Origin of the sequence: Bacillus pacificus (genome assembly GCF_020861345.1) — a bacterium.
In the GTDB taxonomy this organism is placed as follows: domain Bacteria; phylum Bacillota; class Bacilli; order Bacillales; family Bacillaceae_G; genus Bacillus_A; species Bacillus_A pacificus.
This window is the reverse complement of record NZ_CP086328.1, coordinates 3,536,501-3,549,477: the sequence shown is the minus strand read 5'-3', so window position 1 is coordinate 3,549,477 and position 12,977 is coordinate 3,536,501. Positions and strand designations below refer to the sequence as shown.

18 protein-coding genes and 1 riboswitch are annotated in these 12,977 nt (G+C 35.1%); of the genes, 12 read left to right on the top strand and 6 right to left on the bottom strand.

Annotated features, from left to right (window positions below; genetic code table 11):
* Positions 1–13 precede the first annotated feature (13 nt).
* Complete coding sequence (locus tag LMD38_RS18435) at positions 14–874, top strand: GNAT family N-acetyltransferase (protein ID WP_228919894.1); 861 nt, start codon at positions 14–16, stop codon at positions 872–874.
* A gap of 40 nt (positions 875–914) precedes the next feature.
* On the opposite strand, the gene LMD38_RS18430 is transcribed toward LMD38_RS18435, so the two are convergent.
* Positions 915–1,475 (bottom strand): cysteine hydrolase family protein, encoded by a 561-nt coding sequence (locus tag LMD38_RS18430; protein ID WP_228919892.1) that lies wholly within the window; start codon positions 1,473–1,475, stop codon positions 915–917.
* Between the two features lie 183 nt (positions 1,476–1,658).
* Here LMD38_RS18430 and LMD38_RS18425 point away from each other — a divergent pair, with 183 nt between their 5' ends.
* Complete coding sequence (locus LMD38_RS18425; RefSeq protein WP_098667215.1) at positions 1,659–1,919, top strand: DUF6123 family protein; 261 nt, start codon at positions 1,659–1,661, stop codon at positions 1,917–1,919.
* 2 nt (positions 1,920–1,921) lie between these two features.
* On the opposite strand, the gene LMD38_RS18420 is transcribed toward LMD38_RS18425, so the two are convergent.
* The 3 genes from LMD38_RS18420 to LMD38_RS18410 all read right to left on the bottom strand — a co-directional run bounded on the left by LMD38_RS18420 (position 1,922) and on the right by LMD38_RS18410 (position 4,170).
* Positions 1,922–2,827, bottom strand: a complete 906-nt coding sequence (locus tag LMD38_RS18420; RefSeq protein WP_000711157.1) for a DMT family transporter — start codon at positions 2,825–2,827, stop codon at positions 1,922–1,924.
* Positions 2,828–2,840: 13 nt separating this feature from the next.
* Positions 2,841–3,227, bottom strand: coding sequence for a reverse transcriptase-like protein (locus LMD38_RS18415; protein WP_000573869.1), 387 nt, complete (start codon positions 3,225–3,227; stop codon positions 2,841–2,843).
* 70 nt (positions 3,228–3,297) lie between these two features.
* Positions 3,298–4,170: an aldose 1-epimerase family protein gene (locus LMD38_RS18410; protein WP_227585692.1), complete on the bottom strand. Its 873-nt coding sequence runs from the start codon at positions 4,168–4,170 to the stop codon at positions 3,298–3,300.
* 132 nt (positions 4,171–4,302) lie between these two features.
* Positions 4,303–4,347, top strand: a riboswitch (PreQ1 riboswitch).
* A 6-nt stretch (positions 4,348–4,353) separates the two neighbouring features.
* On the opposite strand from LMD38_RS18410, the gene LMD38_RS18405 reads away from it, so the two are divergent.
* The 3 genes from LMD38_RS18405 to LMD38_RS18395 all read left to right on the top strand — a co-directional run bounded on the left by LMD38_RS18405 (position 4,354) and on the right by LMD38_RS18395 (position 5,839).
* The gene (locus LMD38_RS18405) at positions 4,354–4,839 is read left to right on the top strand and encodes a QueT transporter family protein (RefSeq protein WP_001026467.1); all 486 of its coding nucleotides are present in this window, start codon (positions 4,354–4,356) and stop codon (positions 4,837–4,839) included.
* A gap of 151 nt (positions 4,840–4,990) precedes the next feature.
* Positions 4,991–5,650 (top strand): ribonuclease H family protein, encoded by a 660-nt coding sequence (locus LMD38_RS18400; RefSeq protein ID WP_074615161.1) that lies wholly within the window; start codon positions 4,991–4,993, stop codon positions 5,648–5,650.
* Positions 5,651–5,662: 12 nt separating this feature from the next.
* Entirely contained in the window at positions 5,663–5,839 is a 177-nt protein-coding gene (locus LMD38_RS18395; protein ID WP_000358801.1) for a zinc-finger domain-containing protein, read from the top strand.
* Between the two features lie 33 nt (positions 5,840–5,872).
* Here LMD38_RS18395 and LMD38_RS18390 read toward each other — a convergent pair whose 3' ends face one another.
* Entirely contained in the window at positions 5,873–6,121 is a 249-nt protein-coding gene (locus LMD38_RS18390) for a DUF2564 family protein (protein WP_000534391.1), read from the bottom strand.
* Positions 6,122–6,240: 119 nt separating this feature from the next.
* A complete protein-coding gene (gene cspB / locus LMD38_RS18385; protein WP_001161727.1) occupies positions 6,241–6,438 on the bottom strand; it encodes a cold shock-like protein CspB in 198 nt (65 codons plus the stop codon).
* A 265-nt stretch (positions 6,439–6,703) separates the two neighbouring features.
* Between cspB and LMD38_RS18380 the strand changes: the two genes are divergently transcribed.
* The 7 genes from LMD38_RS18380 (at position 6,704) to LMD38_RS18350 (ending at position 12,893) form a co-directional block, all read left to right on the top strand.
* A complete protein-coding gene (locus tag LMD38_RS18380) occupies positions 6,704–7,432 on the top strand; it encodes a YqcI/YcgG family protein (protein WP_016717045.1) in 729 nt (242 codons plus the stop codon).
* A 138-nt stretch (positions 7,433–7,570) separates the two neighbouring features.
* Positions 7,571–8,203: a LysE family transporter gene (locus tag LMD38_RS18375; protein WP_000466557.1), complete on the top strand. Its 633-nt coding sequence runs from the start codon at positions 7,571–7,573 to the stop codon at positions 8,201–8,203.
* A 19-nt stretch (positions 8,204–8,222) separates the two neighbouring features.
* Positions 8,223–8,516, top strand: a complete 294-nt coding sequence (locus LMD38_RS18370; RefSeq protein ID WP_000286361.1) for a hypothetical protein — start codon at positions 8,223–8,225, stop codon at positions 8,514–8,516.
* A gap of 79 nt (positions 8,517–8,595) precedes the next feature.
* Positions 8,596–9,225: a sterol desaturase family protein gene (locus LMD38_RS18365; RefSeq protein WP_228919890.1), complete on the top strand. Its 630-nt coding sequence runs from the start codon at positions 8,596–8,598 to the stop codon at positions 9,223–9,225.
* 233 nt (positions 9,226–9,458) lie between these two features.
* A complete protein-coding gene (locus LMD38_RS18360; protein ID WP_000817374.1) occupies positions 9,459–9,800 on the top strand; it encodes a DUF485 domain-containing protein in 342 nt (113 codons plus the stop codon).
* 2 nt (positions 9,801–9,802) lie between these two features.
* Entirely contained in the window at positions 9,803–11,353 is a 1,551-nt protein-coding gene (locus tag LMD38_RS18355) for a solute symporter family protein (protein ID WP_001098251.1), read from the top strand.
* A gap of 190 nt (positions 11,354–11,543) precedes the next feature.
* Positions 11,544–12,893, top strand: a complete 1,350-nt coding sequence (locus LMD38_RS18350) for an aspartate aminotransferase family protein (RefSeq protein ID WP_071757467.1) — start codon at positions 11,544–11,546, stop codon at positions 12,891–12,893.
* The last annotated feature ends 84 nt before the right edge of the window (positions 12,894–12,977 follow it).

The following is a 12,977-nucleotide window of genomic DNA, read 5'->3' as shown; positions in this document are numbered from 1 at the left end:
AAGGGGATGGAGTATGATTGAATTGGAATTTAGCGTGGAGCGTCTTAGGGAAGAACAAATAGGCGATATTGTAGCATTATCATCTTATATTGGTTGGGATTATAACAGGGAAGAAGTTGAAACAATTTTTAACTCAGGTATTGTATACGGCGTATGGAATGAGAGAAAGGAACTTATTGCTAGCGCAGCAATAATATTATATGGGGAGGCGTTGGCATCTATCGGAATGGTAATTGTACATCCAGATTATAAGGGAAGAGGAATTGGAAAGATGATTACAAATTCATGCATGAATAGCGTATCAGCTCAAACTCCATTTATGCTTATTGCTACGGATGAAGGGAAACCTTTATATGAAAAATTAGGATTTAGGGCAGTAAGTTATGTTTCTAAATACATATGTAACTCATACAATGCGAATGATTATTGTGTAAGAAATGAAGATTATGTGATGAATTATGAAGAGGGTGAGTTAGAAAAAATAATAAAAATAGATGAATATGCGTTTGGAACAAATAGAAAAGAGTTTTTAAAGAAAAGAATTATGCAAAGTGAACAGTGTATCGTTGTAAAGGACAAGGAACAAAATGTATTAGGTTACGGTTTAAGCATACAAACACCAGAAAATAAAATAATAGGACCGGTTGTTGCTAAAAATGATGAGATGGCAATGAGAATTGTACATGATTTAGCAAGGGGCCATAATGGGAGATTAAGAATAGATGTAACAGAAGGAAAGGACGATTTTCTGAAAGAGTTAGAGATTGCTGGTTTTAAAAGGGCGAATATACCACCCATTATGTTGAAAAATAGTGATCAATTATTGAAAAGAAATGGAGAACTATACAGTATTGCAGCGCAAATTTTTGGCTAAAAAAGAATCCTTTTCACGTAAGGATTCTTTTTTAGTTCATTTAATCACGATATTGGTCATGAGTTGGCTGAAAGAGATCTTCCTCGACATCTCTCACCATAGAAAAATGATCAACGTTATAATGCCCATGTAAAGTTTTATTGTGGTGACCAATAATTTGCTCTGCAGACAATACGTCAGAATCAGTTGTGGAATGACCGTTTTTAATTAATGTAACATCAAAGCCTTGTACAGTTGCAGTCCTCACAGCAGTATCAATACAATGCTCTGTTTTACATCCACCGATAACAATATGGTTAATCTTTTCTTCTTTTAAAAGTTCAAGTAAAGAAGTGCCATAGAATGCGTTTGTGGCTGCTTTATTAATAAGGATTGCAGACTGAGGTACTTGGATTTTATTATGTACTTCAAAGCCTACGCCGCTACCAGAAGCAACATCGATATCTCTTACGAAAACAATAAGGGCATTGGCATCTATTGCTTTCTGCACGGCTGTATTTAGTGTGGCTAATAGCTCAGTTTTACGAAAAACTTCATTTTCTTGTTCATTACCATCCATTAATTCTTGCTGTGCATCGATAATTAATAGTGCTTGTTTCATCGTGTCTCCCCTTTAATATGAAATAAGTTCCACGGTACATATTCCTTCATATTGTAAAGAAATCCTCCATTTATAAGCGAAGTAGACGATTGATTTACAAAGTTGTCAAAGAAATTTCATTCTCATGGCGTATAAAAACATGTATGATAGGAAGTGGAGAATTTTTGAGTAGGTGGGAATAACATGCAAACAGTAGAAGATTATCTTTCATTCTTACATACGAAAGGATTTAAATTATCAGAGGAAGCGCAAGGGTTTATTATGTTCGGACAAGGATATACGGGTGCATCTGATGGCATTGTAAACGCAGCAATAGAAGCGACAATTAAACATCAATTGCAGTTTGATGGCAGTTATTTTGTTGCGTTATTAGAACGATTGAAAGAAGAAGAGATTACAGATAAAAAAAGCGCTAAGGCTTTTATGCGGAAGTTACAATCGTAACTTCACGCAGCCTGCGCTTCTTTTTTTGTTTTAGAAGGTAATTCAACAAAAACCATGCCTAGGAAAATACAGAGGCATCCGATAATAGCGGAAATAGAAAGTTGTTCGTTTGCAACGAGAACGCCTGTTAAGGCAGCGAACACGGGCTCCATTGCGAAAATAATTGCTACTCTCGTTGGAGACGTATGTTTTTGTGCTGATGTTTGAATGAAAAAAGCAATGGATGTCGCGAACAGGGAAGTTAGAAATAGAGCAAATAAAAAGGAAGAATTCGTCCATAGTGCTACTGAAAATAATTTTTCCCAATCTTCAAACAAAAAGGCGCAAATAGAAGAAAACATACCGACAGCTAATACTTGCGATGTGCTTAACAATAAAGGTGATATTTTTTTAGAGAAGAAGCCGTTAACGAGAATATGAGCAGCGAAAGCAACTGCACAACCGAGAACGAGTATATCTCCAATGTTTAATTGAAAAGAATCACCTGCTGTTAATAAATATAAACCCGCTGTTGCTACAGCAATGCCAATTACGATAAAAATAGTAGCTTTTTGTTTTAGAAAGATAAAAGACAAGATTGGTACCATAACGATACTAAGCCCTGTTAAGAAACCAGCTTTTGAAGAAGTTGTATAAAGTAAGCCGAATGTTTGTAATACATAGCCAACGCATAAAAAGAATCCAACGGTTAATCCAGCGAGGCTACTCTGTTTTATATCTTGTTTTGAAGTTTTTTTTGAGAAAATCATTTGAACGAATAATAAAATGATTCCAGCGAACAAAAAGCGTATACCATTAAAAGTAAATGGTCCAACGAAAGACATAGCATTTTGAACGACGACAAATGTAGCTCCCCAAATAAAAGACACAAATAATAAAGCAAGAGGAGCAATCCAATCTTTTTTCACACTCATACCCCCGTTAATTTTGTAAGATAGCTTTTCTAGCTAATTCATCAGCAACTTTATTTTGACTACTTGGAATCCACTTAATAAAAAAGAGATCGAAACTTTTTATGTACTGCAGTGCTTCCTCTAATAGTGGTGCAAACATTTTATTTTTTGCGTATTCTTTTTCGACAGCTCGCTCAACAAGTTGCGAATCTGTACGAAAAGAGACAATGTTATAATTATGCTCCGTGCAATATTTTAATGCCGCAAGTAAAGCGTGGTATTCCGCTTCATGATTGGACATTGTCCCAAGGGGGAATGATAATTGTACAGCGGGTTGAACCCCTTTAATAAATACGCCTGCACCAGAAGGACCAGGATTTCCTTTTGATGCACCATCAATATATACTTCAATCAAAATGAGAAACCTCCAAATGATAAGATGATCCCCTACCTATATGTTTCATTGAAGTAGGGGATAGAGTAACTTAGCCGATTGTAATACTATAACGACATGTAAATGTTTCATTCGCTTGTAAAGATTGAATTCCTTTTTTTTCCTTGAAATCTTTTGCTGGATTTACTTCATCAGCAATTCCGTACCAAGGTTCAATACATAAGAAAGGTGCATTCTCGCCTGGTGTCCATACGCCGACAAATGGGAATCCGTCAAATTCTACTTTTACAAATTTATTATGTTTATGAGAACGAATAGAGATTTCATCCGTATTCATATTTTCAAAAATAAGCGCATCATTTTTAAATAGATCATAAGTAAGTGGTAATTCATTTGTACTTTCAGCGATTAATTGCTTTTTATTTGAAAGGTAAGGTCCTTCTAATACACTTGTTTCTAAGCGTTCAGAACCATTAAATGATAGATGGTAATCTGTAAATGATTCGCCTTCTAATAACGGGAAATTGAAACCAGGATGCGCCCCGATTGAGAAGAACATCTCTTTTGAAGTAGGGTTATTTACTTCGTATGTTACATGAACGGTTTGTCCGTCTAGTTCATAAGAAACGAGTAATTTGAATTCGTATGGGTATTTTTTTAATGTTTCTTCATTACTAGTTACAATGTAGGTGATTTTCGTTTCACTTTGTTCTTCTACAGAGAATGTAAGATCACGAGCAAAGCCGTGTTGTGTTAAAGAATAAGGTTTACCATCTACGTAGTATGTATTATCTACTAATCGGCCGACGATTGGGAATAAAATTGGTGCACGGCGTCCCCAATAAGTAGCATCACCTTGCCATAAGTATTCTGTATTGTCTTCTTTTAAGCGAACGCTTTGTAATTCTGCACCTTTGTCAGAGATGGTAACGATCACTTTTTCATTTTGAATTGTTGCAGTCATGAAGTAAAACCTCCTAAATCTTTCATATATTTCATTATACGTTGTCTAAAAGAAAAAGGGTAGTTCATGGTAGGAATCTATTGACGAAAGGGGGGCTACCGCGTAAAATATAATCTTGTTGCTAAAAAAACGAATAACGTGGTTCGAAACCATCCCACGTAAAAAAACTAAGGAGATTTTGTCATGAATATTAGAACTTTAGTCGGTAATGGTATTTTAGCGGCATTATATATTGCTGTTTCTATGCTTATTCAGCCATTTGGCTTTACGAATGTACAGTTTCGTATTTCAGAGATGTTTAATCATCTCGTTGTATTTAATAAGAAAGCAATTTACGGAATTGTATTAGGTGTATTTTTAACGAATCTCTTTTTCTCACCTATGATCGCTTACGATTTAGTATTTGGAGTAGGGCAATCTATTCTTGCATTAGTTGCAACGATTATTTCTATGCGATTTATTAAAGGTGTTTGGGCTCGTATGATTTTTAATACAGTTATTTTTACAATTACAATGTTTATGATTGCAATTGAACTTCATCTTGCATTTGATTTACCATTTATGTTGACTTGGTTAACATGTGCAATCGGTGAATTTGTTGTTATGGCGATTGGTATGCCTGTAATGTACTGGATTAATAAACGAGTACAATTTGAAAGATTTATGTAATAGATGAAAGAGCTATTCCTAAAGGGATAGCTCTTTTTGCATGTGATAATATTGAATATAATTCTTTGACTCTTGATAAAATATAATAAAATAAAGTGAGGCTTTCATTAGCTGGCTACATATAAGAAGTCTTATATAAGGGGAATCTAGTATGAAATATAAAATTCATTGGTTGTATAAAACAAAGCGCGGTTTGCAGACGGACTTAACGACAGATTATATGAACATAGAAGAAGTACTTCAATTTGCAGAGGATTTCGAGAAAACAGGAAGAGTGAAAGAATTATTATTTTATGATGAAATGGATGCAGAATGGTCATTAAAGGAAATGAAGAAGCTGAGCAAACAAGTGGAGGAAGAACCCCAAGAAATACTCGTTTATTTTGATGGTGGTTATGATGTACAGACGAAAGAAGCTGGAGTAGGTATATGTGTGTACTATAAAAAAGGAAATAAAAACTACCGAATTCGCCGTAATGCATATATAGAAGGCATATATGATAATAATGAAGCGGAATATGCATCATTACTATATAGCATGAATATACTCGAGGAATTAGGGATTAAGTATGAAGCGGTCACGCTTCGCGGAGATTCTCAAGTTGTACTGCAGCAATTGGCTGGAGAATGGCCTTGTTATGATGAACATTTAAATCATTATTTAGATCAAATTGAGCAAAAGGCGAAGCAAATGAAATTAAAACTTGTATGTGAGCCTATATCAAGAAAACAAAATAAAGAAGCACATCAATTAGCTACGCAAGCATTAGAAGGAACAGTGATTGATAGTCATAAAGAAATAACCGAATAGAGAGGTGCAAGAGTGGATAAAAAGCAACTCATTACAGAGGTAAATGACTTATTAGAAACGTATTGTGAAGGATGTTTTTTGCGAGAACATAATCGAAAGACAAATAGTAAGTATTATGCTCATTCCTTTTGTATAAGACAATGTACAGTTGGAGAAACATTGAAAAAATATGGGGAACAGTTGTCATGAAAAAACATCCAGAGAAAACTCTCTGGATGTTTTTTAGTGCTTCGCTTCATTTAATTGATGCTCGCACTCGCTTAATTTCTTTTCCTCATTTATTAAAAATGGCTCGTCTAAATCTGTTGCAACAGATTTCATAATTTCAAGCTGAGAGCGAGCTGCTTCTACAGCAGTAGTCGCATGCTCTAATGTATCTGGATCCATTGAAATTGTCGCTGATCCTACCATTTTTTGTGCTGTTTCTACACGGAATTTCACTTCTTCAAAATCATTTACTTCTGATCCCATTAATAATTCCTCCTTTGTATAGTGCGCATTTCACATAGTTTTTGCTCTGGAAAACGGAAATATACAAAGGAATAACAAAGGAGGTTACCAAGTAAGGTAACCTCCTGTCATATGTTGGATTAAAGTTTTACTACGTTAGCAGCTTGAGGTCCACGGTTTCCTTCAGTGATATCGAAAGATACTTCTTGACCTTCTTCTAAAGCTTTGTAGCCTTCGCCTTGAATAGCAGAGAAATGTACGAATACATCGTCAGCGCCTTCAATTTCGATAAATCCAAAACCTTTTTCGTTGTTAAACCATTTTACTTTTCCTTGCATGTTACAATTCCTCCTAGAAAACATTTACGTTTTTTCATTTAGTGAAATTCATTTGAAAAGATAATATAAACTAAAAATGCTATAATCTTGAATATTCTGCTAAATGATTAATTTAAATATACACGAATTGGGAGAATTTAGTCAAGTAAGCGATTTTATTTTTTTGTATTTTTAAATAATTTTTTAGCCAAATTTTTTAATAGGTATAGGACAGGCCGAGTATGTAATAGTCTTAATTGAACGCTATACATAATGAGGTGAAAGAATGAATGAGTCTTATTTATTAGATAATGAAGGAATGAGAACGAGAAACGACATACCGAATTGGGTTGCAAAGGAATTTCAAAATTTTTCGAGTGTTGTGCTAGAACCAACTTTTCCGTGTTATTTCGGCTTAACAGCTTTAAAAAAGAACGAACTTCGTTATTCATTTCTCTCTCATAATGATTGGAGTCATTTGCCACATACAATGTTATCTTTTTTAGAGTTAATGAAAGAGCGTCCAATTGTAAGAAGAGGCTTTTTTCTTTTTGTAGAACCGGAATGTGAGGAGCAATCACTGGAATATTACCGTGATTACTTTTGGAAAGTACTACAATATTTACATGAAAACGATAAGGAAACATGGCCAAAGCAAATTCCTGAAGACCCAGATCATTACTTATGGGAATTTTCATTTGGCGGGGAACCGATATTCGCATTTGGAAACGCACCAGCCTATAAACAACGAAAAACTAGGCATTTAGGAAATTCTCTCGTTATTGGATTTCAGCCACGTACTATATTTGATGGATTAGAAGGGGATCGTCCTAAAGGAGCATATTCTAGGCAAACGGTCCGTGAGCGAGTTGAAAAGTGGGATCAGCTGCCGAAACATCCTAACATTAGTCATTATGGTGATCCGGATCATCGTGAATGGAAACAATACTTTATAGGAGACGATGTAGAACCGTTAAAAGGAAAATGTCCTTTTCTTCATAAGATAGAAAAGTAAGAGTCATCATCTGGATGGCTCTTTTGCATATTTTGGATAAAAAAGGGTATTTTAGTAGTAAATATTTTGAGGAAAGCTAGTCTATTTTTAATTATTACATCATTACTTAATAGTAAAGGAAGTAGAAAGGATAGAGTGATGTTTGGAGCAATTATACAACAAATTGTATTAGGTATTTCATTAGCTGCGCCAGTAGGTCCGATTAATATTGAAATGTTAAAACGAGGAATTGAACGAGGTTTTTGGCATGCGTGGGTTGTTGGAATTGGTGGAATGACAGCAGATATTTTGTTTATGCTTCTCATCTATTTCGGTTTATCTTCTCTGTTTATGTATACATATGTACAAGCTTTTATGTATTGCACAGGGTTTTTCTTATTATTTTATTTAGGATTTCAAAGTGTAAAACAAGGAATTTCTCAATCGAATATGGAATATAAAAAAGAAGAGGTAGGCGGCCTTAAACAATCGTTTATGGCAGGTTTTTTAATTGCGATATCCAATCCATTAAATCTTGTTTTTTGGTTTGGTATATACGGAAGTACACTTAGCTCATTGCTTACGAAGGTAACGAAACAAGAAGCCTTTTTGTACAGTCTTTGTATTATCGTTGGTATTATTTTATGGAATGTAAATATTGCTTTTTCTGTCCATTTTGGCAGAACATTATTAAAGCAAAAAGCACTTGGCTATATAACAGCCGGAGCAGGTATTATTTTAGTAGGATATTCTATCCATTTTGCATACAAAGCTTTACAGTTGTTCACATAAGATTGAAGGGGAGATTTTTATGTATCGAACCACTATTGACGGAAAAGAAATCATTATTACGTTAGCACCAAAAATTAGAAAAGAAATTACTGATAGAAATCCACTATATGAAGCGGTATTTCATAATGCAGCAAGATTACTACAAACAAAGCAACCAACGTTTGCTGTAAATCATGAAATATTTGGACTTATCATTGGAGAGGTACAAAGAGGAGAAGTAACAGTGTTTGCGGTAGAACATATTATTCCAAAGCAAAATATATTTGGACCGAACAATTTTTTCTCGACAATAGAGCAACAGGCAAATTTGTAAAGCGTATAGAATAAGATATAGAAAAGAAATAGTCGTAACGATATGTTGCGACTATTTCTTTTGAAAAGGGGGAAGGAAGATGAAGAGGGTGGGGAAAGAGTTCTTTTTACAACATGATATCGTTATTATGTATAGTATTTTATTTGTTTTTATTATTATTTTAAAAATGCAATTTTTTACATGGATCGGTTTGTTAGCATGTTTGTTTGGGATTATTTTTTATACGCTAAACGAATATATGACACACCGGTTTTTATTTCACTTAAAACCACCTAAAAACGTATTTTTATTAAAAATGCTAAGAAGATTACATTATGACCATCACGTATATCCAGATGATTTAAAACTTTTATTTTTGCCTGTATGGTTTAGTATACCGAGCTTTACTATATATTTACTTATATCATACGTGATAACAAAAAGTGTTACCATTACACTTTCATTCGGAATCGGAATGATTATTATGCTTCTCGTTTATGAATGGAAACATTATATTGCACATAAGCCAATTCGTCCCGTCACCAAGTTTGGTAGGTGGCTAAAAAAACAGCACATATTACACCATTATAAAAATGAAAAATTTTGGTTTGGTGTTTCAAATCCAGTATTCGATTTCATATTTGGAACACTTAAAGATGGAAAAGACGTTGAATTAAGCGAAACAGCTCGTAATTTAGAAAAAGAGAAAAAAACAGAAGTGGTGGGATAAGCATTACTTCTGTTTTTGTTTTAATGAGTATGAAAGCTGCACTGGCACGTGAATTTTATGTTGAAAAAGTATATTAAAAATTTAGGGGAAAATGCCGAAAAATGTCTATCGAAAAATCTTTGCAGGAATGTATGGATTGTCTAAAATGAAAATAAGTTTCTGAATATTTATAAAATTTAGTTTTTGGGTATACAAGGGGGAATTGTACTTTCAGTAAGAGAGGGGATTAGAGAATGAAACGAGATGATACGTCAGCACGTAAGTTACAAAATGAGGTGAATTATACAGAGGTTGTTCAGTCAGAAGAATTTCAATTGTTATTAAATACGAAAAAGAAGTTCATCGTTCCAATGAGTATTTTCTTTTTAAGTTTTTTTATTGCGTTACCTATTTTAACATCGTATTCAAAGGTACTCAATACACCGGCATTTGGTGATGTTACGTGGGCGTGGATATTTGCTTTTGCACAATTTATTATGACGTGGTCATTATGTATGATTTACAGCAAAAAAGCTGAATCCTTTGATAAAATCTCACAAAACATTCTGCAAGAGATGCAAAAAGGGAGGGGCTGACTTTGAATACAACCGCTTTTGCACTATTTTTAATCATCGTACTTGGTACACTCGTCATAACTTATTTTGCATCGAAGAAAACGAAAAATGCGAGTGAATTTTATACAGCTGGAGGGGGATTAACTGGTTGGCAAAATGGTCTGGCCATTGCGGGAGATTATATGTCTGCTGCGTCTTTTCTTGGTATAGCGGGAGCGATCGCGTTAACTGGGTTTGATGGTTTCTTCTATAGTATCGGTTTCTTAGTTGCTTATTTAGTTGTACTATACTTAGTTGCAGAGCCGCTTAGAAACTTGGGGAAATACACATTAGCAGATATGATTGCGGCGCGTTTTGATGCGAAAAAAGTTCGCGGAGTTGCAGCGCTTAATACGATGACGATATCCATTTTTTATATGATTGCACAATTAGTTGGTGCGGGTGCACTTATTAAATTATTATTAGGAATCGAATATACAACATCTGTATTAATCGTTGGTACACTTATGACTGTGTATGTTATTTTTGGTGGTATGACTGCGACGAGCTGGGTGCAAATCGTTAAGGCTGTATTACTTATGGCTGGTACATTTATTATTTCTGTAATCGTTTTCGCCAAATTTAATTTCAGTGTGACGGAAATGTTCGCGCAAATGAAAACAGCTACTCCGTTAAAAGAGTCGTTTTTAAATCCCGGTGTAAAGTATAAAGATGGTCTTGATACGCTATCTTTAAATTTAGGACTAGTTCTTGGTACAGCAGGGTTACCACATATTCTTGTCCGCTTTTTTACAGTACGTGATGCAAAAACGGCACGTCAATCTGTTGTATATGCGACATGGTTAATTGGTGCATTTTATATTATGACGATTTTCTTAGGATTTGGGGCAGCAGCGTTTGTAGGAAATGAGGCAATTATTAAAGCAAATCCAGCTGGTAATATGGCAGCACCTTTATTAGCTAAAGCATTGGGCGGAGATTTCTTATTTGCTTTCGTATCAGCAATTGCTTTTGCAACGATTTTAGCTGTAGTGGCAGGCCTTGTATTAACAGCAGCATCCGCATTCGCACATGATTTTTATAATGAAATTATCCGTAAGGGGAAATCAACGGAAAAAGAGCAAGTATCCATGGCTCGTTATGCGTCTATTGGAGTAGCTGTATTATCTATTATACTAGCGTTATTTGCTCAAACATTGAACGTAGCATTTTTAGTTTCGTTAGCATTTGCAGTTGCAGCGAGTGCAAACTTGCCAGTTATATTATTCACAATATATTGGAAGCGCTTCAATACAACAGGTGCCATCTCTGGTATGATTGCTGGTCTTGTATCAGCTATTGTTCTTGTAGCGTTAAGCCCAAATGTATGGAACCCTGTAGCTGGAAAAGCTATATTTGTTGGGGAAGCGATATTCCCATATACGACACCTGGAATTATTTCGATTCCGCTCGGATTTCTTGCAGCGTATTTAGGAACTGTTTTATCTAGTAAGAAAGAAGATGCAGCGAAATTTGATGAAATTCTCGTGAAATCTAATACTGGGCATGGTATTAGTGACGCGTCTTCGCATTAAAAAAGAGGAGCTTTTCGATAGATAAGAAAAGCTCCTTTTTCTTTTGTCATTTTCTTGTAAATAATACTGCTTTGTAAGTAGGATTTGTCTTAATTTTGTGGAATGAAAATAAGCAGGGAGAAATTTAAATCATCATGGTACCAGCGCAGCTTTTGTGAAAAATAAGTTGTTATGGAAGGTGGAAGAAATGATGAAAACGAAACAGACTGATGAATTATTAGCAAAAGATGAGCAATATGTTTGGCACGGAATGCGTCCCTTTAGTCCAAATAATACAATGGTAGGGGCAAAAGCAGAAGGGTGCTGGGTTGAAGATATACAAGGAAAAAGATATTTAGATGGTATGAGTGGTCTTTGGTGTGTGAATAGTGGATATGGCAGAAAAGAGCTTGCAGAGGCGGCCTATAAGCAATTACAAACATTATCATACTTTCCGATGTCACAATCACATGAACCGGCTATAAAGCTTGCAGAAAAATTAAATGAATGGCTTGGAGGAGAGTATGTTATTTTCTTCTCTAATAGTGGTTCGGAAGCGAACGAAACAGCTTTTAAAATAGCGAGACAATACTATGCGCAAAAAGGTGAACCACATCGTTATAAATTTATGTCACGTTACCGCGGCTATCATGGGAATACAATGGCAACGATGGCAGCGACGGGACAAGCACAGCGTAGATATCAATATGAGCCATTTGCTTCAGGATTTTTACATGTAACGCCGCCAGATTGTTATCGTATGCCTGGAATAGAAAGAGAGAACATTTATGATGTAGAATGTGTAAAAGAAGTAGATCGGGTCATGACATGGGAACTAAGTGAAACGATTGCAGCTTTTATTATGGAACCAATTATTACAGGCGGAGGCATTTTAATGCCGCCACAAGACTATATGAAAGCTGTTCATGAAACGTGTCAAAAACACGGTGCCCTGCTTATTAGCGATGAAGTGATTTGCGGTTTTGGACGTACAGGAAAGGCATTTGGATTTATGAATTATGATGTGAAGCCTGATATTATTACAATGGCAAAAGGCATTACGAGTGCATATTTACCATTATCAGCAACAGCTGTGAAAAAAGAAATATATGAAGCATTTAAAGGAAAGGGAGAATATGAATTCTTCCGTCATATTAATACATTTGGTGGAAATCCTGCAGCTTGTGCACTAGCACTTAAAAACTTAGAAATTATGGAAAATGAAAATTTAATTGAGCGATCTGCGCAAATGGGTTCTCTTTTATTAGAGCAATTAAAAGAAGAAATTGGGGAGCATCCACTTGTTGGAGATATTAGAGGAAAAGGTCTACTAGTGGGAATTGAACTAGTAAACGATAAAGAGACGAAAGAGCCAATTGATAACGACAAAATTGCAAGTGTTGTAAATGCTTGCAAAGAAAAAGGGTTAATTATAGGTAGAAACGGTATGACAACAGCAGGATATAATAACGTCTTAACATTAGCGCCACCACTTGTTATTTCAAGTGAAGAAATTGCCTTTGTTGTTGGAACGTTGAAGACAGCGATGGAACGCATTTAATGAATCGAGCGAGCTGTGATTACAGCTCGCTTTTGTTTATCCCACTTAATGGGCAGTAAGACCCCCACCTCAAAATGCAGCGAA